General features: G+C 48.4%; 17 protein-coding genes. 8 read left to right on the top strand and 9 right to left on the bottom strand.

The window, feature by feature from the left end; all coding sequences use genetic code 11:
• Window positions 1–24: 24 nt before the first annotated feature.
• Together A2F46_RS01425 and argB are read right to left on the bottom strand one after the other, a co-directional pair.
• Complete coding sequence (locus tag A2F46_RS01425; protein ID WP_066565763.1) at window positions 25–606, bottom strand: pseudouridine synthase; 582 nt, start codon at window positions 604–606, stop codon at window positions 25–27.
• 91 nt (window positions 607–697) lie between these two features.
• Window positions 698–1606, bottom strand: a complete 909-nt coding sequence (argB, locus tag A2F46_RS01420) for an acetylglutamate kinase (protein ID WP_066565761.1) — start codon at window positions 1604–1606, stop codon at window positions 698–700.
• A gap of 220 nt (window positions 1607–1826) precedes the next feature.
• Between argB and A2F46_RS01415 the strand changes: the two genes are divergently transcribed.
• Both A2F46_RS01415 and A2F46_RS01410 read left to right on the top strand, forming a co-directional pair.
• Window positions 1827–3146, top strand: a complete 1320-nt coding sequence (locus tag A2F46_RS01415; protein ID WP_197457511.1) for a threonine/serine exporter ThrE family protein — start codon at window positions 1827–1829, stop codon at window positions 3144–3146.
• A gap of 83 nt (window positions 3147–3229) precedes the next feature.
• Window positions 3230–5056, top strand: a complete 1827-nt coding sequence (locus A2F46_RS01410) for an autotransporter outer membrane beta-barrel domain-containing protein (protein ID WP_066565757.1) — start codon at window positions 3230–3232, stop codon at window positions 5054–5056.
• Between the two features lie 144 nt (window positions 5057–5200).
• On the opposite strand, the gene A2F46_RS01405 is transcribed toward A2F46_RS01410, so the two are convergent.
• Window positions 5201–6073, bottom strand: a complete 873-nt coding sequence (locus A2F46_RS01405; RefSeq protein WP_197457510.1) for an ABC transporter substrate-binding protein — start codon at window positions 6071–6073, stop codon at window positions 5201–5203.
• Between the two features lie 198 nt (window positions 6074–6271).
• Here A2F46_RS01405 and A2F46_RS01395 point away from each other — a divergent pair, with 198 nt between their 5' ends.
• Window positions 6272–7096: a phytanoyl-CoA dioxygenase family protein gene (locus tag A2F46_RS01395; RefSeq protein ID WP_066565754.1), complete on the top strand. Its 825-nt coding sequence runs from the start codon at window positions 6272–6274 to the stop codon at window positions 7094–7096.
• 324 nt (window positions 7097–7420) lie between these two features.
• On the opposite strand, the gene A2F46_RS12425 is transcribed toward A2F46_RS01395, so the two are convergent.
• Window positions 7421–8365, bottom strand: a complete 945-nt coding sequence (locus tag A2F46_RS12425; protein WP_066565752.1) for a lysozyme inhibitor LprI family protein — start codon at window positions 8363–8365, stop codon at window positions 7421–7423.
• Between the two features lie 464 nt (window positions 8366–8829).
• On the opposite strand from A2F46_RS12425, the gene A2F46_RS01385 reads away from it, so the two are divergent.
• Window positions 8830–9081 (top strand): DUF333 domain-containing protein, encoded by a 252-nt coding sequence (locus A2F46_RS01385; RefSeq protein ID WP_066565750.1) that lies wholly within the window; start codon window positions 8830–8832, stop codon window positions 9079–9081.
• 192 nt (window positions 9082–9273) lie between these two features.
• The gene (locus A2F46_RS01380) at window positions 9274–9792 is read left to right on the top strand and encodes a ClbS/DfsB family four-helix bundle protein (RefSeq protein WP_066565748.1); all 519 of its coding nucleotides are present in this window, start codon (window positions 9274–9276) and stop codon (window positions 9790–9792) included.
• Between the two features lie 100 nt (window positions 9793–9892).
• On the opposite strand, the gene A2F46_RS01375 is transcribed toward A2F46_RS01380, so the two are convergent.
• The 3 genes from A2F46_RS01375 to ettA all read right to left on the bottom strand — a co-directional run bounded on the left by A2F46_RS01375 (window position 9893) and on the right by ettA (window position 14165).
• On the bottom strand, window positions 9893–10759 hold the full coding sequence (locus A2F46_RS01375; protein ID WP_197457509.1) for a LysR substrate-binding domain-containing protein: 867 nt from the start codon (window positions 10757–10759) through the stop codon (window positions 9893–9895).
• A gap of 19 nt (window positions 10760–10778) precedes the next feature.
• Complete coding sequence (locus A2F46_RS13335; RefSeq protein WP_304437928.1) at window positions 10779–11597, bottom strand: D-serine ammonia-lyase; 819 nt, start codon at window positions 11595–11597, stop codon at window positions 10779–10781.
• Window positions 11598–12494: 897 nt separating this feature from the next.
• On the bottom strand, window positions 12495–14165 hold the full coding sequence (ettA, locus tag A2F46_RS01365) for an energy-dependent translational throttle protein EttA (RefSeq protein WP_156471529.1): 1671 nt from the start codon (window positions 14163–14165) through the stop codon (window positions 12495–12497).
• Window positions 14166–14356: 191 nt separating this feature from the next.
• Between ettA and A2F46_RS01360 the strand changes: the two genes are divergently transcribed.
• From A2F46_RS01360 to A2F46_RS01350, 3 genes are all read left to right on the top strand, one after another.
• Window positions 14357–14998 (top strand): DedA family protein, encoded by a 642-nt coding sequence (locus tag A2F46_RS01360; RefSeq protein WP_066565909.1) that lies wholly within the window; start codon window positions 14357–14359, stop codon window positions 14996–14998.
• Window positions 14999–15108: 110 nt separating this feature from the next.
• Window positions 15109–17022 (top strand): DNA mismatch repair endonuclease MutL, encoded by a 1914-nt coding sequence (mutL, locus tag A2F46_RS01355; protein ID WP_066565746.1) that lies wholly within the window; start codon window positions 15109–15111, stop codon window positions 17020–17022.
• A gap of 183 nt (window positions 17023–17205) precedes the next feature.
• Window positions 17206–18315, top strand: coding sequence for an aminotransferase class I/II-fold pyridoxal phosphate-dependent enzyme (locus tag A2F46_RS01350; protein ID WP_066565742.1), 1110 nt, complete (start codon window positions 17206–17208; stop codon window positions 18313–18315).
• 161 nt (window positions 18316–18476) lie between these two features.
• Here A2F46_RS01350 and A2F46_RS01345 read toward each other — a convergent pair whose 3' ends face one another.
• Both A2F46_RS01345 and A2F46_RS01340 read right to left on the bottom strand, forming a co-directional pair.
• On the bottom strand, window positions 18477–19286 hold the full coding sequence (locus A2F46_RS01345; RefSeq protein WP_066565741.1) for a dioxygenase: 810 nt from the start codon (window positions 19284–19286) through the stop codon (window positions 18477–18479).
• 180 nt (window positions 19287–19466) lie between these two features.
• Window positions 19467–19904 carry a DoxX family protein gene (locus tag A2F46_RS01340; RefSeq protein ID WP_066565739.1) on the bottom strand — a complete coding sequence of 146 codons (438 nt, stop codon included), beginning with the start codon at window positions 19902–19904 and terminating at the stop codon, window positions 19467–19469.
• Window positions 19905–19993 lie beyond the last annotated feature (89 nt).

Here is a 19993-nt window from a genome sequence, read left to right as displayed (position 1 = left end):
AGTATAGTCGCTGCACTAGCCATGTCAAAGTCCATGCCATTGCGGCATCGGTATACGTCGACATTCCCCTAAAGCCAATTTTAAATCCAACACATTAAACGGGCCAATGCCGATCCGCACCAAGCGCAGGCAAGGCCATCCAGCCCGCGCGCACATGCGCCTGACTTGTCGATTTTTACCTTCACGTATGCGTATTTCCAGCCAAAAATCAGGCACCGTTTGGCGCACACGAATGGGCGGCTCACGTGGCCACAAAGCCGCAGTATCGGTATGGTGCAGCACCCTTATGTTGGCAGGCTGCGTTACAAAATCACCCAAATCCACGCCTTGGCGCAACATGGCCAAACCCGCATCATGGACACTGCCCTCAACCTGCGCCCAATAGGTTTTTTCCATTTTGTATTTGGGATGAGCAATTTTGGCTTGCAACTGACCATCATCGGTGAGCAGTAGTAAGCCTTCGCTGTCTGTATCCAAGCGCCCCGCTGGATAAACATCAGGAATAGGCACGTATTTTTTTAAGCTGGGGTGTTTTTCGTGTTCACCAAACTGACAAATCACCCCATAAGGCTTGTTCAAAACCCATACCAAAGATTCGTGGCTCATGACTTTTCGTCCTCGGGCTGCCTGAAAAAGAAACCAAGCACCTGTTTATCATGCTTGGTTGTTGGCTGTTGTGATGCATGCACAGTTGAACTCAAGGCATTTTGTCTTGGCCCAAAATCATCGAACCCACCCCTTGATCGGTGAAGATTTCCAGCAACAACGCATGAGGCACTCGCCCATCGATAATATGGGTAGCTTTAACACCGTGGGTTGCGGCTTCCAATGCCGCGCTGATTTTCGGCAACATACCCCCATAAAGGGTGCCATCAGCCACCAAATCATCCACTCTACTGGGTGTCAGATTGGTCAGCAAATGCCCTTCTTTGTCCAATACGCCAGCAATATTGGTCATCATGATGAGTTTTTCTGCATGCAGTTCTTCCGCCAATCGGCCTGCCACCACATCGGCATTGATGTTAAACGCTTCGCCTTGTCTACCCACACCAATAGGCGCCACCACCGGGATATAGCCACGTTCAACCATACCTTCAATAAGCGTAGTATCTATGCTTTCCACTTGGCCTACTTGGCCAATATCCACACCATTTCGCTCTGGCGTATTGATGAACATTTTTTTTGCTTTGATGAAATGACTGTCCCGGCCAGTCACGCCCACAGCTCGACCACCATGTTGGTTGAGTAATGATGTGATTTCTTTATTAACATGCCCACCCAATACCATCTCAACGATGTCCATGGTTTCACCATCGGTTACCCGCATGCCTTGAACAAACACACCTTCTTTACCCACTTTTTTAAGCAAATCATTGATTTGTGGGCCACCACCATGTACCACAACAGGATGAATACCCACCAATTTCAACAACACCACATCTTTGGCAAAATTTTCTTTCAATGAAGGGTCCGTCATGGCATTACCACCATATTTAATGACAATGGTGCTGCCTGAAAACTGACGGATATAAGGCAATGCCTCAGCCAAAATATTGGCCTTTAGGCTGGCTTCTACGGTATCTACCGTGGCTCTTTTTTCACTCATGAAACATCCCCAAGTTGAATCCAATCAGATTGGAAGGCAATCGCAGCGTGTGATGCTGTCAAGCAGTGATTATACTGCCATCACACTAAAAATGTGCTCATTGGCGACGTTAATACCTGCTGATGGCGGCACCAACAATAAGCTTTCTCGCAACTGCCTCAATGCCATCATGGGGTTTATAATAGTACTATTAACTTATTTTTTTATTGCAATACAAATAATGTCTACTTCCCACACCACAGCCCAATCAAGCAATACTTTCTCCGAATCCATGCTCAACCGAAAATCCGATATTGTGCTGCGGGTGGGCAAAATATGCTTGGCATCGGGTACCGGCAGTTATCGAGTGAAGCAATCCATGGCGAAAGTGGCCCACATGCTGGGCGTGGTCAATCAAGCCCACGTCACCCTCACTGAAATTGACTCCACTTGCCGCCAAGGCAATCAATTTAAAACTGAAGTCTGCACGCTATATTCCGTTGGCGTCAACAACCACCGCATTCAACAAATCGAGACCCTCATCATCGATCTGGAAGCCAATCCAACACAATGGTTCAAACCTAATTTCCTTGACGAACTGGATCATCAGCTCAGCCGCATCGAACAGCAGCCAGGCTTGTATCGGCCTTTAATGTCGGGCTTATTTTCCGCCATTGCGTGCTCATCATTTACCTTCTTGGTGGGTGGCGGTTTCATGGAAATGCTTGGTGTCTTTTTCGCAGCGGGCCTAGGCCACTTGGTACGTCGATTGTTGATGGACAAACACCTCAACCATTTTTTTGCCACCATGGTGGCAGCAGCAGTGGCCGCGGCTTTGTATTTCCTGATTTTCTCCGTGATCAAGCACGTTTATGGCATCAATTCCCAACACGAGGCTGGTTACATCGCTTCCATGTTATTTTTGATTCCTGGATTTCCACTGATTACAGGCGTATTGGATCTGGCCAAATTGGATTTTTCTTCCGGCATCCAACGCATTGGGTATGCTGTTGCCATCATTTTTTGTGCCACCTTCTCCGCTTGGTTGGTGGCTGTTTGCGTCAATATGGAGCCTCAGCCTTTACTCACCCCACACTTAAACGATGGCCTATTGTTTGTGTTCCGGCTATTGGCGAGCTTTTTTGGAGTATTGGGCTTTTCCTTGATGTTTAACAGCCCAATGCGCACAGCCACAACCGCAGCCGCCATCGGTATGATAGCCAACACATTGCGTCTGAGCAGCATCGATTGGTGGCATGTACCTCCACAAGCAGCAAGTTTACTGGCGGCCTGTCTTGTAGGTTTATTGGCCTGTGTATTCAGTCAAATCCGTCATTGCCCACGCATCGCGTTATCGGTGCCGGCCGTGTGCATTATGGTGCCGGGGGTATATATGTTCCGTGCTGTATATTATCTGGAACAAAACAACATTTTGAATGCCATCAATTGGTCAATACAAGCCTTGCTAATCGTGGTGGCATTACCCATGGGTTTGGCATTGGCACGCATGTTTACTGACAAAGAATGGGCCTATACCTCAGGGCCCAGTAAAAACAGCTGAAATAAGTAAGATTCGTTCTTGTATCCTTTCAGGAACATAGCCACAACAAGCTAACGGCCCCCTAGCGCACAAGAGAATATTTTGTGATTGGTGACTGCACCACCGATCTTTGCGGCAATACTCAAACCACCACTGCACAAAATGTTACGCTGAATAACGCTGGTACCGTGGATGTTTCCGGTACGGTTGATTTCACCGGTTCTGACATTACCAACACAGGTACTTTTGATGTTAAGGATGCCACCGTTACTGGTGGTACGATTGACAACACAACGACCGGCAACATCAATCTTTCAGGCAACAATACCATTAGCAGCGATGTCATCAATAATGGCAACACCAATGTCAGCAGCGGCACCACCACCATTACCGGCAATATTTCAGGTAATGGATCATTAACCAAAGACGTATCGGGTGAGTTGATCACCACCGGGAGCAATACCTATTCTGGTGATACCAGTGTATCTTCATCAACGTTAGCAGCAGGTGCAGCAAATACATTAAGTCCCAATTCAAATTTCACCATCGACGCTAATGGCATTTTAGATTTGGCGGGATACGATCAAACCATTGCTTCCTTAGCCAATGCAGGAATCGTTAAATTAGGTAAAGACCAAGCAGGTACCACCTTAACCGTTAATGGTGATTACGTGGGCAAAGGCGGCGTATTGGCCTTGAATACTGTATTGGGTGATGACAACAGCACAACTGACAAATTGGTGGTTGGTGGCAACGTTAGCGGCAACACCACAGTTCAAGTCACCAACGTTGGCGGATTGGGTGCGCAAACAACGGGCAATGGTAGTGAAATTGTCGACGTCGGCGGCACCAGCACCAACGATGCATTTACCTTGGCTGGTACCCATGTGGATGCAGGCGCTTATGAATATTATTTATACAAAGGCAATGCCACTGGCACAGGTGAAGATTGGTACTTGCGCTCACAAGCGCAAAACAACGCCACCGCATATCGCAAGGAAGTTCCTTTGTATTCAGCCATCGGTGCCCAATTGCGGGAAGCTGATCGTTTAATGCTGGCAGATATGCACAAGCGCATAGGTGAAACACCTTCTGTGGATGACCGTGCTGCCTGGGGACGGGTGATTAGTGGCCGCAGTAAAATCGAGCAAAATGGTGCGGCCAATGCACAAACCAGCGGTAATTATACAGGCTTACAATTGGGTAGCGATTCATGGCGCAGCCATGGCTGGCGATTGGGCGCCTATGCAGGCTATTTACAAGGCGATTTAGATGTAGATGGCAACGCCGGTGGCGTGAATGGTTCTGTGGGTAGCAACACCACCAAATCCTATTTCTTGGGTGCCTATGGCAATCGCACTTGGGATGATGGCACTTACGTGGATTTGGTTTTGCAAGGTGGTCGCCACCGTGTCACTGTTGAACCCAACAATGGCAATAACAGTAAATTGAAAGGCAATGGCGTAACTGCTTCAGTTGAAGTTGGCAAACCATTTGCCTTGGGTAACAGCAATTGGAAAATTGAGCCACAAGCACAAATCATGCACCAATGGTTGGATCTGGATGACAGCGATATTTCTGGTGTAACCACGGTTAGCCATGACCACAATAATGCATGGCTGTTCCGCGTGGGCGCGCGCATCCAAGGTGAATACGCGGTCGGCCAAGGTAAAATGGAACCCTATGCTCGTGTGAATTTTTACTATTCACCGAATGGCGGTGACCGGACCACCTTCACCACCTCTTCATCTGCCAACACTTTAAGTTCTGGCGGTCACCACGGCAGCACAGAATTGGCATTGGGCACCACCTACGCTTTGAATGATGCAGTCAAAATATACGGCGAATTGGGTCACACTTGGTCTAATGGTGGCGACACTCACAACAGCGCACCAATCAATGGTTCTGTGGGCGTCAAAGTGTCCTGGTAATCAGTCATTAAACCCATCCACTATTCAGGCAGCCTTTGGGCTGCCTTTATTTTTGTGAATTGAGTTTGTTATCAACATGCGCATCAGGCAGGAAACATGAAAAAGCCCGACTCATGCCGCCGGGCTTTTGAAACCATATTGGCCTTATTTGATCGCGTCTACATCGGCTTGCGTGGGTTCCTTCAAACCATATTGTTGCAACAATTTGGCATAATCACCTGAGTCTTTGTATTTTTGCAAAGCAGCGCTGATGCTGTCAAACGTAGCCTTGTCGCCTTTTTTCACGGCAATCCCGCTCACCACAGGGAAGAATGTTTCCGTGGTACTTAAAGCCACTTTTCCTTGCAATTTATCTACCGCGCCTTTCAACACAGCCGCATCATCATATTGAGCATCAACAGCGCTGGCCAACAAAGCCTGAGTGGCTTGAGGCGAAGTTTCAAATTCACGAACGGTAATGGCACCTTTACCAGCAGCCTGACAGGTTTCCTTAGAGATGGTATTCAACTGTTGCACAAATGCAGTGCCTTTTTGAGTGCCAATGGTTTTGCCACACAAATCGGCTTTGCCTTTCGGCTGATAGCTAGAGCCCGCTTTTACAATCACGCCTTCATCGGTTTTGAAGTATGGAATCATATCCACTTTTTGCATGCGTTCCGGCGTCATATACAAAGCAGAGATTAACAGATTAAATTTGCCCCCTTCCAAGCCTGGAATCAAATTGGTGAAACGCGTGTCTTGATAGCTGACTTCACTGCCCATGTTTTTGGCAATGGCATTCATGAGCTCGATGTCAAAACCTTTGGGTTCGCTGCCATCAAGGTATTCATAAGGTGGGAATGTCATGTCGGAACCCACCACCAATTTCGTGGCTGCTGCGGGTGTGCTGGTGGCTGCAGCGCTTGCCGCAGGGGCAGAACCGCTGCTGTCTTTGGCTTGCTGTGAGCATGCGCCCAAGACAGCACACACCATCAATGACAAGGCAGTACGACGACGGATTAAAGACATCATGTTCATGAGGCATCCTCTCTGTTTTGTGTAAGTGGTTTCAAATTCAAGGTGTTTTTCAAACATGATGTCACTGTAAAAGAAACGACATAAAATTGTAATTTTGAATTTCTGAGCTTGCCCTTATCCAAATCCGATTCAATGACTTCGTGATGCATCCATATAATCAGCTGGTCCAACACGTACTTTTGTAACGGAGAATACACCATGAATTACCGCGTTTCTGAAGATTCGATTGCATCATTCCAGCGCGACGGCGCCGTGTGTTTGCGCGGCTTGTTGTCTGCTGATGCCATCACCACTTTAAAAACTGGGGTGGAAAAAAACATGCAACAGCCCAGCTCACGCGCTAAGTGGTACAGCAAAGAAGGTGACAGTGGCCGCTTTTTCCAAGATTTTTGCTGTTGGGATCGCATCCCCGAATACCATCATGTGGTGTTTGATAGCGATTTAGGCCCTACTGCTGCTGCGCTGATGGGCAGCAATAGCGCGCGATTAAACCATGATCACATTCTGGTAAAGGAAGCAGGCACTTCACAGAAAACACCTTGGCACCAAGATCAGCCCTACTATAATTTAGATGGCCATCAAAATATCAGTTTTTGGATACCTGTAGATCCAGTACCCCGTGAAAGCACACTAGAATTTGTGGCAGGCACCCATTTGGGCCCTTGGTTGATGCCGCGTGGATTTAAAGACAATGACGCCAAATGGTTCCCTGAAGGCAGCTTGGCCGAATTGCCAGACATTGAAAGCCACCGTGAAGATTTTCCCATTTTGGGCTGGGCGCTTGAGCCTGGTGATGTGGTGTGTTTCAACATGCTTACCTTGCATGCTTCACAAGGCTCCAAAAATACCCGCCGCGCCTATTCAGTACGAGTCACTGGCGATGACATGGTGCATGCCCCACGCCCATGGAAAACCTCGCCCGAATTCCCAGGATTGAATGAGGAACTGCCAGCCGGATCACCCTTGGCCCATCCGCTGTTCCCTTTACTCTGGCCCAAAGAAGCGCAGCAACACGCAGCTTAAATACTCAAGCTTAGGTGGGTCGCTTTTTCAGGCAAGCTTAAGGCTGCCTGAAAAAGCCTGACCTAAGCAGTTAATCCCAAAGCGGCTATTAAACAACACCGCAACGCAACAGAAATATTGGCTTTGATTTTCTATTTAAACACCCTTTGGCTTGTGGAAAACCAGTCAGTGTAACCAAATACTCGTCCTTAATCTGTGTTTACCCGCTTCGCTTAAGTCATGACCCAATAATCCGTTCAAGAGCATACTGTCACTGGGGCAGCATCAACCGGCATAACGCATGCCAAGATTGTATTGAAAGGCATGGCACCAGCCATGCTCTGCTTATATTTTATAGCCTTTCAATTCATTATTCTTGGCTTTCACTGCATTGATCAAGCACATATTGTAATCAATTTTAATCTGAACTTGAGAATCAGAAGAAGATGCATCGGCGCAGCGATCATTGGTTTCCTTCGCCCATTGATCAAAATCTTGACCCAATTGTTCTTGAACGGTTTCAGGCAGCGCATTCCATGTGCGGCCCAATGCAGACAACGCGCTATCGGATTGCGCATCCACCGCAGCCAATTTGGCTGCTTTCACTTTCGGCAGCATCTGCACCTGCGCCGTTTGTAATGCATCGATGCGTTCATTAATCATATTGGTTTCACAAGTTAACCGGTCAACCTCAGCTTCAGCAGCGGATGTATTGGGTGCCTGCGTACAATCGGCCTGTTTTTGCCGTATCCAAGAAGCTTGGCCTGATTTCAACACAGATTTCAAATCATCATCCAATTCACTCCATACCGTATTGAGCTGTGTGTCTGCAGTGGTATAAGTTTGCTTGGCATCAAAAAGCGCTTTTTGTAAGGCTTCAGGGGAAAGTCCGTCTGCACGCTCACTTGCTTGATGGGCCTCGCTCGCTGCACTCGCGGCAGTCACCACCGGATTAGGCAATGCTTTGGGTTGGTTGTATAACCACACAACCACACCAATAGCGGCCAATGCAATAATGCCCAAACCCATCAAAACGATGTTGGTATTGTTTTTAGCCGGCGCGGCCATCATCGGCGGCTGGCTCGGCGCTGCTGTCGAAGAAACAGCCGGCAGCACAGCATTACGCTTGGCAGTATCATCCTCACTGAGGTGAGGTGATACTGGCTCTTTGTGTTGAGCCCCCGCCAATACAATGGCCTTTTGTTGCTCATACTCTTCTTTCGTTAGCGCCCCCTTTTCATACAGCTCAAACAAGCGCGCCAATTCGTCCGCCATTGATGGCTTATCCATTGATTCATCCTTTTTATGGTCCATCAAACTGATGTTTCATTACTTTAATATTGAAGACAATCGAATCGGCATGGCTACCAAGCATGATTACTCGGCTACTTGGGTTTCCCATCCGCGTATTACACTACCAATGCATTTCAATTAAATCTATTCGTGCTTGAGTTGGACACACTGAGCCACCCCATTAACGCTCACGAACACCATTTATCCAGCCAAACTTAGGCCCATTGGAGTCGGATATTATCACAACCTGAATTCAATCCGGCAGCAACGGATGGAGATGATCCATGCCACACAAACTCCGTTTGATTCTGCATCTGCACGGCTGTTGTTGATGCCATCAATCGGCTAGAATAGAATTCACAACATGTGCCGGCAGATTCGGCTGTTCGCTTCTGTTGGGCAAATATCCATAACGACATGGCAAATATTGCTATGTCCACTCAATATCAAGGAGTTTGTTCATGAAAAAAACATCATGGTTGTTGTTGGCCGTACCCGTAATGACCTTGGCCGCCTGCAGCAGTGACAAACAACCGCTACTCAATATGGCTAACCCAGCGGCCAAATTCTGTGTGGCACAAGGCGGTTCATTGGCGCCCCAAACTGATGCCAAAGGCAATCAATCGGCAATGTGCCACTTACCAGATGGTCGCGTGGTGGAAGAATGGGCTTATTTTCGCGAACAAAACTCAGCCAAGCCCGCTCAAAAATAAACCACATTAGCCACCGCACATTCAGGCAATCTGAAAAGGCTGCCTGAATGTGCTTAGCTGATGAGAAATACCGTGTATTCGGCACACTCACATCTGATTAGCCATCTGTCTTCTTGCCCACTCTGCACCCCATCAATCCATCTCAATTCCCAAATAAAAACCCTTTGAAATTAATCTAAAAGATAAAAATAGATGAAAACATATCAAGATAAAGCAGAGTTAATCCAAGCAATTCAAAATAAATATCAAAAATATATTGCTGAATTTGCAGAGATTCCCGAAAGCATGAAAGATATCCATTTCGAAACAATTGATCGCAGCCCCTCAGAAAATTTATCTTACCAACTGGGTTGGATTAATTTACTCTTGAAGTGGGAAAGACTGGAGCAAAGAGGGATCGAGGTGATTACACCTGCGATTGGCCACAAATGGAATCAGCTTGGCAAGCTATACTTAAATTTCTATCAACAATATGGCAATCTAACATTAGATGAACAAGGTCAACAGTTAACCCTTGCAGTAAATCAACTATGCGCTTGGCTTAACGGCTTGCCGGAAGCAACCATTTTCAAACCTCAACAACGGAAATGGGCGACCACACAAGCACAATGGCCGATATATAAATGGGTACATATCAATACTGTCGCCCCATTTTCAAACTTTAGAACAAAAATTAGAAAATGGAAAAAGCTCAGTCATTTAATCAAATAATGATTACTCTAATTGGATACGAGACACAATGCCGCTTGATCCAACAAAAAAGCCTTGAAAACCTGCGCGATCAATGACAAATCATGGCGGCGTGGGTATATCAAATAATAGCCATAGGACGATAAAGGCACAAAATCACCCCAAGCTTCACCAATAAACCACTATCCAAATAGGGGCTCACCAACTGTTCCCGGCCTATCGCCACGCCTACATGATTCAAAGCCGCAGTGAGACACAAATCAGCACTGTCAAAAGTAAAACAGCGCGTAGGCAAAGCCCCTTTTTGGGCAGCGTACTGCCACCACATCTGCCACTCTGCATCATGGACTGCATGCGGCCAAGCAAACGCATCATGCAACAACACGCAATCAGTTAAGCGCTCTGGGTATTGATGCACATGATGTTGGGCGGCATATTGGGGGCTACAAACAGGTGTCATGCGCTCACCCAAGAGCTGCTCACTGTTGAAGCCCACAAAATCGCCACCGGCGTATTCAATGGCCAAATCCATGTTATGCAAACGAAAATCAATCGGATCATTACCCGTGCGAACATCTACACACACTTCTGGATAATATTGGGCAAACACGGCCAATCTAGGCATCAACCAGCAGCGCGCGAACGATGGACGCGCATAAACTGCAATCCGTCCAGCAATATTTGCTTCGCTCATTGGCTGAAGCGCATTAGCCAAATGAGCCATGGTTTCGTTTAGAATATTAAAAATACGCAAACCATCTTGGGTCAGCGCAATGCGCCGTGTTAAACGCACAAAAAGCCTAAATCCCAAAGCCGATTCTAATTTGCTGATGCGGTGGCTCACCGCACTGGCACTGATAAACAAAGTATTCGCGGCCTTTTGGAAACTCAACAAGCGCGCCACCACAAAAAAAGTATGCAGATGCGCAAATTGCGTACTATCTAACCTGCTGCGCAAGGGATCATGGTCATCAAAAACATCCAACATAGCATGCTTCCTCATCAACCTAGCGACGCAAAATCATGGCGCCTTTGGTAATATAGGCCTTCATTTCGTCTTTTGGCACCATGCTGCCGCCCGTGGCCCAAACCAAATGCGTGGCTTGTTGCATATGTGCAGAAGGCAAACCCAAGCGGGCGCGGTAGGCGGTGGCCACATCAGACAAAACGTGCACCATGCCCGGTGCACCCGCTATCGCCGAAGGCTCCAATTGTCGGCCTTCAGTTTGGTATAGCAAGGCCAACAAGGCATACAACTCATCGTCTGCTACGGTGATGTAACCATCAATCAAACGCTGCATTGCTTTGCCCACAAAACCCGAAGGCCGCCCTACTGCCAAACCATCAGCTGCGGTCACATTATCAATGCCGAAATCCTGTACACAAACAGCATCATGCAAACCTGTATATACGCCCAACAACATACACGGCGAATGCGTCGGCTCGGCAAAGATGCAATGCACCGCATCGCCAAACATCAGCTTGAGACCAAACGCCACGCCACCTGGCCCACCGCCCACGCCACAGGGCAAATAAACAAATAAAGGATGCGTGGCATCCACCACTACGCCGGCTTGTGCCAACTGTGCTTGCAATCGGCAAGCCGCCACCGCATAACCCAAAAACAAGTTGGTTGAGTTTTCATCATCAATAAAATAGCATTGGGCATCGCTTTCTGCTTGGCGCCGCCCTTCTGCCACCGCCAAACTGTAATCGGAGGCATATTCTTTAACATCCACACCCTGTGCTCGCAATTGATCCTTTTTCCACTGGCGCGCATCGGCAGACATGTGTACTGTGACCTCAAAGCCCAATCTGGCAGCCATGATGCCAATCGACAAACCCAAGTTGCCGGTAGAGCCACAGCGATTTTGTGTTGCCTGAAGAAGGCGCGGAAGCGCTCGCTGTCGAGCACTGCATAGTCATCGGTTTCAGCCAACAGTCCTGCCTGAAAAACCAAGCATTCGGCATGTTGCAAAACTTCATAAATTCCACCACGCGCTTTGATGGAACCCGAGATCGGGAGTTCATTGTCTAGTTTCAGCCACATGGCACCACTAAGCGCAGTTTGATAACGCTGCTCAAGGTGCTGCTGAAACGTGGGCACAGCGACCACGGGCGACTCAATCATGCCCATGCTGGGCGCCGTTTCAGGGAATGCACGAGCAATGAATGAGGCAAAACGGCCTAATCTTGCTTCGGCATCGCGCACATCAGCTAGGCTCAACCCCACATCGGCCAAACCGATATCAGCAGGTGCAATTCGTGGGTTAAACCAGGCCATGGGTGCCAATGTTTGCAATGACGCAATCAAAGGGTATTGAGCCAACCGTTGTTGCTGTGTTTTGCCAGCCACCATGGTTTTGTGTTGCAAAGACCGAATATTCATGGGTGTATCCCAAATGAGCGATGAATGCCGACATTGAAACAGATGAATCCCGGTGTGACAAAAGATAAATATTCACTCAATGGATGAAATGGCCTCAGGCGTATATGCGCCAATGCATGCTGAAATCATTATTCGCCATGTTTGTTGAATCATACCGGCCTAGAACAAAAGTGAGTGCCAGCAAGCCTCTTTGCTTGTGTACGATGCACAAACCAATTGCATTACATAAGAGGTCGGCCATCAGCATCCATCAATCCGCATATTCATGCCAGCACAAATAATTCAGGCAGCCCCAAGGCTGCCTGAAACCAAAATCACGCGGGATTAAGCCGATTTAACGGATCACCGGTTTGTAGCGAATGCGTTTGGGCTTAGCCCCTTCTTCACCCAAGCGACGTTTTTTATCAGCTTCATATTCTTGATAATTGCCATCAAAAAACACCCACTTAGAATCGCCTTCCGCTGCCAAAATATGCGTGGCAATGCGATCCAAAAACCAGCGATCATGCGACACCACCAATACGCTGCCGGCAAACTCCAACAAGGCGTCTTCCAACGCACGCAAGGTTTCCACATCCAAATCGTTAGAAGGTTCATCCAGCAACAATACATTGCCGCCCGAAATCAAGGTTTTGGCCAAGTGCAAACGCCCGCGCTCACCGCCAGAAAGCTTGCCCACAATTTTGCTTTGGTCACTGCCTTTAAAATTAAAGCGCCCCAGATATGCCCGCGCAGGAATCTCAAATTGACCCACCTGCAATATGTCGCGGCCTTCAGCAATCTCATCAAACACGGTTTGGTCATCATGCAAGCCGTGACGACTTTGGTCCACCACAGACATGTGTACCGTTTGGCCGACTTTGACTTCACCACTGTCTGGTTGCTCAGTACCGGTAATCATTTTAAACAACGTTGATTTACCGGCGCCATTGGGCCCAATGATGCCCACAATCGCACCCGCCGGAATCTGGAAACTCAAATCATCAATTAATAATTTATCACCAAACGCCTTGCTGACGTGATTGAACTCAATCACATCATTCCCCAGTCGCTCAGCCACTGGGATAAAAATTTCCTGAGTTTCATTACGTTTCTGGTACTCATAGTTGGACAACTCATCAAAGCGAGCCAACCGTGCTTTCGATTTCGCTTGGCGCCCTTTGGGGTTTTGGCGAACCCACTCCAACTCTTGTTTCATGGCTTTGATGCGAGCGGCCTCAGCTTTGGCTTCATGCGCCAACCGATCCTCTTTTTGTTCCAGCCACGAACTATAATTGCCTTTCCACGGAATACCGTGGCCACGATCCAGCTCCAAAATCCATTCAGCGGCATTATCGAGAAAGTAACGATCATGGGTAACCGCCACCACGGTGCCTGGGAAACGCACTAAAAATTGCTCCAACCACTCCACCGATTCGGCATCCAAATGGTTGGTCGGTTCATCCAACAACAACATATCAGGCTTACTCAACAACAATTTACACAAAGCCACGCGTCGCTTTTCACCACCCGATAATTGCCCAATGAGCGCATCCCACTCAGGCAACCGCAAAGCATCAGCTGCAATTTCCAATTGCAATTCAATATTATCGCCAGCACCCGCAGCAATGATGGCTTCAAGTTTGGCTTGTTCTTCCGCCAAAGCATCGAAATCGGCATCTGGATCGGCATAGGCGGCATACACTTCATCTAGGCGTTTCTGTGCATCAGCAACCTCACCGAGCCCCGACTCCACCTCTTCGCGCACGGTTTTATCAGCATCCAATTGCGGCTCTTGCGGCAAATAACCAATTTTGATGCCGCTCATGGGCACCGCTTCGCCTTCAAATTCTTTGTCCACCCCAGCCATGATTTTCAAAACGGTGGATTTGCCTGCGCCATTCAAACCCAGCAAACCAATCTTGGCACCTGGGAAAAATGACAAAGAAATGTCTTTAATAATTTGTTTTTGCGGCGGCACGGTTTTGCTCACCCGCAACATCGAATATACGTATTGGCTCATAATCTCTGGGTCATCAAAGGGTTGATGGCAACACGCAGCCCAAGGCTGCCTGAAAGGAAATTCAATTCTATCATCGAATAACGCATCAGCGAGCTTATGTTGCCAACCCATTACATACAAACAATTGCCGCACCACCGCGCGAATCCGTTAAAATAACGGATTAAACCTCAACCTTCATTCTTAACTCATGGACATCATCACCGCCCTGATTGATTTCATCTTACACATCGACCAACACTTGCAAGAACTGGCAGGACAATATGGCGTATGGATTTATGCCATTTTGTTTTTCATTATTTTTTGTGAAACCGGTTTGGTGGTCACGCCTTTTTTGCCCGGTGATTCATTGTTGTTTGCGGCGGGGGGTATTGCCGCCATTGGCAAAATGGACATCCACCTCATGGTAGCCTTATTGTTGATAGCTGCCATATTGGGCGACGCCGCTAATTTTGCCATTGGCAAATACTTTGGCGCCAAGCTATTTGCCAATCCGCACTCTAAAATTTTCAAGCAAAGCTATTTGCAAAAAACCGAAGCGTTCTATGCCAAACATGGCGGCAAAACCATCATCATTGCCCGATTTGTACCCATTGTGCGTACCTTTGCCCCTTTTGTAGCCGGGATGGGCCACATGCATTATGGCCACTTTTTGAAATACAACATCATTGGCGCCATTGCCTGGGTTTTACTGTTTTCCTATGCCGGCTATTTTTTTGGTCAACTGCCCGTGGTGAAAGAGAACCTATCCTTAGTATTGGCCGCCATCATTGTGATTTCTTTGTTGCCAGCCGTCATCGAAATTGTGCGCCACAAAATAGCGGCCAAACGGGTTTAACTGGCCGCAACCATTCTGCTGCACACTGGTTTGCCTGCCAGCATGGCACGTGATACCGTTTAGTATCTTTTTATGTTCAGGCAGTTTAAGGCTGCCTGAAGGCTAATCTCATGACCCACATTGCTCTATTACCTGATCACTTGATCAACCAAATTGCCGCTGGCGAAGTGGTCGAACGCCCCGCTAATGCCCTGAAAGAACTGATAGAAAATAGTATTGATGCGGGCGCCACTCAAATTGATGTTGGCTTATGGGGCGGCGGCATCAAACGCCTAAACGTGCGCGACAATGGCTGCGGCATGGTGGCTGAAGACGTGCCTTTGGCCTTACACCGCCATGCCACCAGTAAAATTCGTAGCTTGGCCGATTTAGAATCGGTTGCCAGCATGGGCTTTCGTGGTGAAGGCTTGGCCAGCATCGCATCGGTCAGCCGCCTTACCCTCACCAGCCGTCACGCCAACGCCACCCACGCCACTCAGATTTATGCCGAAGATGGGCATTTGAGCGCACCCAAAGCAGCTGCTTTACACACAGGCACCAGCGTAGACATCCAAGAGCTGTTCTTCAACACGCCAGCCAGACGTAAATTTCTCAAATCAGAAAATACGGAGTATGCCCATTGCCTAACCATGACTGAACGACTGGCTCTGGCACACCCCAATATCGGCTTCAACTTGACCCACAACGACAAAACCATTCTTGCCCTGCCTGCCGGAGACGAATGCGCACGGGTGGCAGCCATAGTGGGCAGTGATTTTCAGGCAGCCTGCTTGAGCGTCGACAGTGGCGCTGGGCCCATGCGCATCCATGGCTATATCGGCAAACCCACATTCATACAAGGCAAGAGTAGCCAGCAATATGTGTTTGTCAACAAACGCTTTGTGCGTGACAAAGTGGTTTTACACGCAGTCAAACAAGCTTACCGCGATGTTTTGCATCAAGCGATGACACCTGCATTTGTACTTTATTTGGACATACCGCCAGCTGAAGTAGACGCCAACGTCCACCCCACCAAAACTGAGGTGCGCTTTCGCCACAGCCAAGCCGTACACCAGCTGGTATTTCATACCCTCAATAAAGCATTGGCTGCCACCGATGCCACCCGTACGGAATCCGTGAGCCAACCTGGAGCGGTATTGCAACAAGTGATGGCGCAACAACCCGCAGAAGTACAACACTTATTTGATCAAGCGGCGCCGCTTCTACACAATAGCCGCACACCTGAGCCTTACCACCGGGCGCCCGCGCCAACACAGCGGCCGCTGAACTTGCGTGAATCACAACATGCGCTGGCCACGTATGCCGAGCTCTACCGCCAAGACGCGAGACCAAACAGCGCATCGACGACCCCAGAAAATGATTTAGAACTGGCTAATTGGGAAGCCAATCATGGCTTGAATAGGCAACCCGCCCCAGCAGCAATGAGCGTAGAATCCGCGCCGCCATTGGGTTATGCCATGGCCCAATTGCTCGATATTTATATTTTGGCGCAGGCCCAAGAAGCGTTGATTCTGGTGGACATGCATGCCGCCGCAGAGCGCGTGAACTACGAAAAAATGAAGCACCAGAGAGATGAAACAGGCGCTGTGTGTAGCCAGGCCATGTTGATTCCTGTCACGTTTCAGGCCACACACGAAGAAATCGCGGCGGCCGAAGAACACGCTTCAGTTTTGCATACATATGGCTTGGATGTATCGCAATTGGGCAACCACACTTTAGCGGTGCGCACGGTGCCGGCCATGCTGGCCAAAAGTGACGTCGCCACCTTAGTCAAGCAGGTGTTGGCGGAATTGGCAGATGTGGGTTCCAGCCGTACGGTATTGGAGCGCGAAAACCACCTATTGGCCATGTTGGCTTGCCACGGCTCCGTACGTGCTGGCCGCAAGCTCACCTTGCCAGAAATGAACGCACTGCTGCGTGACATGGAAGCCACCGAGCGCGCCAATCAGTGTAATCATGGCCGCCCCACTTGGATTAAGCTGCGACTACAGGATTTGGATGCGCTGTTTCTGCGCGGCCAGTAAGCGAATACCACATTGAGTGGCGCCGATAATCGCTGCATAGCCATGCCCTAACACTAAGATATCAGCAACGAACGCTGTATAAAATTCTGTGCAGTCGATTAAAGGCCGTTGTATATGGGCCAGCAGTGTTATCAAAACTGGCCTGAGGCTGCCAGAAACCCCACCATACTCGATTAAATTACCATGCCCACACAGCCGACATTAACCCCTTTCATCGTGATGGATATTGTGCGCCAGGCCGCACAATATGAAGACGCCGTGCATTTCGAAATCGGCCAACCAGACTTAGCCCCCGCGCCTAGTGTGCGCCAAGCCATTACCGAAGCAGTGGCGCGCAATCGCTTTAGTTATACGGAGAGCTTGGGCCTACCTGCATTGCGAGAACGCATTTGTCAGCACTATGTCGATACCTACAATGTCAACATCAGTCCCGACCAAGTCTTGCTCACGCCAGGCACCAGCGGCGCCTTTCTGATTGCCTATGGGCTAACCTTGGGCAAAAATGATGTGCTGGGCTTAACCGACCCCAGCTATCCTTGCTACCAGAACTTTGCCGCTTTCCTTCATGCACGCACCCACAGTTTTCCAGTTGAGGCAGATGAACAGTACCAACTTCATCCTGATGCCTTGCATGATGCCTCTCTTCAAGCCTTGCAAATTTCATCACCCGCCAACCCTACCGGCAATGTTTACACGCCAAATAGGTTGGAAGCCTTAATCCACACATGCGCCGAACGCGATTGTGCTTTTATATCTGATGAGCTATACCATGGTTTGGTGTATGACACACCCGCAGCGACAGCCCTCCAATTCAGCGATGAGGTGTATGTAATTAATGGGTTTTCCAAATATTTTTGCATGCCAGGTGCTCGGTTAGGTTGGATTATTGTGCCTAAAAAACAAGTCCGCGCCGCCGAAATCATCGCCCAAAATCTGTTTATTTGTGCCCCCACCCTCAGCCAATACGGCGCCCTGGAAGCATTTGACCACAGCTACCTGGCTTGGGTACGTCATGAATTTCAGCAACGGCGCGATTATTTGTATGCCGCATTAGCCGATGTGTTTGATATTGCTACACCGCCACAAGGTGCTTTTTATCTTTGGGCTGATATTGGCCGCTACAGCCAAGACAGCCTTACTTTTGCTCAACAACTATTGTCCGATACCCATGTCGCTACCACACCCGGCGTAGATTTCGGGCACCATCACACCCATCATTTCCTGCGCTTTGCTTATACTCGTGACATTGATCATATGGCCAAAGGCGTGGCGCGCATCAAAAGCTGGCTTTAAACCCGAGCCAAAACTAAACCTTTATCTAAACACCATCAAGCCTTGTCTAAATAAGTCGCTTGCCCATGGGCAATATGTCAATAGCCTGCCACAGCATGGGCAGGCTATTGACGCATTAAACGGCATGAGGCAGTGCACCTCCATTCATGACCACATCCTTTTCAGGCAGCCATTTCACCACCAATCTCAACACATGTCATGTCAAGAGATCCGCCTACAAATTGTTGATTAAAAATCCGAATATGCTCATTCTCCTCGCGCAGAGCCAATACATACAGCAAAGGCAAAAAGTGCTCAGCACTGTTCACGGCTTTGGCCACATCTTCACCCAAAGCAGCAAAATCCGCCAAAGCCGCGATATCATTTTTGATCACCAAGTCCAACAATGTTTTTTGCGCCCGGCGCGCCCAATCAAAAGCATAATCGGCATCGTTCATATGCTGCCAATCCAGTAAGCGCAAATTATGGACCAAATTACCGCTGCCGATAATCAACACCCCTTGCTCACGCAATTGAGCCAATTTCTTGGCCAAGATGATGTGTGATTGTGGCGTCAATCGGCGGCACAGGCTCAACTGTATCAATGGCACATCTGCCTTGGGATACATATGCTTCATTACAGTCCAACTGCCATGATCAAAACCGCGCTCAACATCTTCCTGCACAGGCACGATTTCATGCAATAAAGTTTGTATTTCGCTGGCCAGCGCCAGATCAGCCTGAACTGGATACTGCACACGATACAAGGCAGGTGGGAAGCCATAAAAATCATACACAAGACCAGGATCAGTGCTGCCCGTTTCAGCGATATTTAAGGTTTCCCAGTGCGCAGAAATGCACAATACTGCACGCGGCTTGGGCATATTCTCTGCTGCCTCTCGCCATTTTGGCGTAAAGGGATTGTCTTCGATAGCCAGCATAGGTGATCCGTGACCAATAAATAATACCGGCATTTTGACATTGGTTTGCATTATCATTACCTCGCTTTTTATATGCATTCAGGCAGCTATTTAAAGCTGCCTGAATATCATCACGTATCTATTTGAGTGGGCCACCCCGGTGTCACCCGTCATTTACCTTCATGCCAAGACTGCGAATTGTGTTCTTCATTCATGGCACTGCTCATTGCCTGTCTGGGGGCAAGACGGCAGTTAAACTGATTGACGGCAGAATCGATTATCCAAGGCGTATGCACCGCCACCGGCGACAACCAAGTACAGAAAAATAAAGCAAAACAGCACGGCGCTTTCGCCTTGATTGGCTAATGGCGTCAACAAAGTGTGCACACCACTCCATTGCAAAACATGAAAGCCCAGATAAGCCACAGCCATCTGACCCGCCAAAATAAATGCCGCGGGGCGCACAAACAAACCTAAAATCAGCAATACTGAACCCACCAATTCAATAACTCCCGCTGCACCCATTAAGGACAACAATGGAATCCCGCCATGGCCTTCTGTCATTGAGATGGGAAATTCCCAGAATTTAGCGGTGGCATGTTGGATAAACAAAAAAGCCGTTACCACACGCAACAGTGCCAATACTTGCAGTTGCCAACGGTGGAGTGAATTGCCTGTTGATTGAGTCATAATCGTCTTCCTTCTCTTATGTGGTGTGATTGATTCAACACACATTGTATTGAAGAACAAAAAAGAAAACGATACCATAAACGATGATG

This window comes from Snodgrassella sp. CFCC 13594 (assembly GCF_001590725.1).
Classification (GTDB): domain Bacteria; phylum Pseudomonadota; class Gammaproteobacteria; order Burkholderiales; family Neisseriaceae; genus Snodgrassella.
The sequence above is the reverse complement of the archived record's forward strand: the minus strand, read 5'-3'. Positions and strand labels throughout refer to the sequence as shown.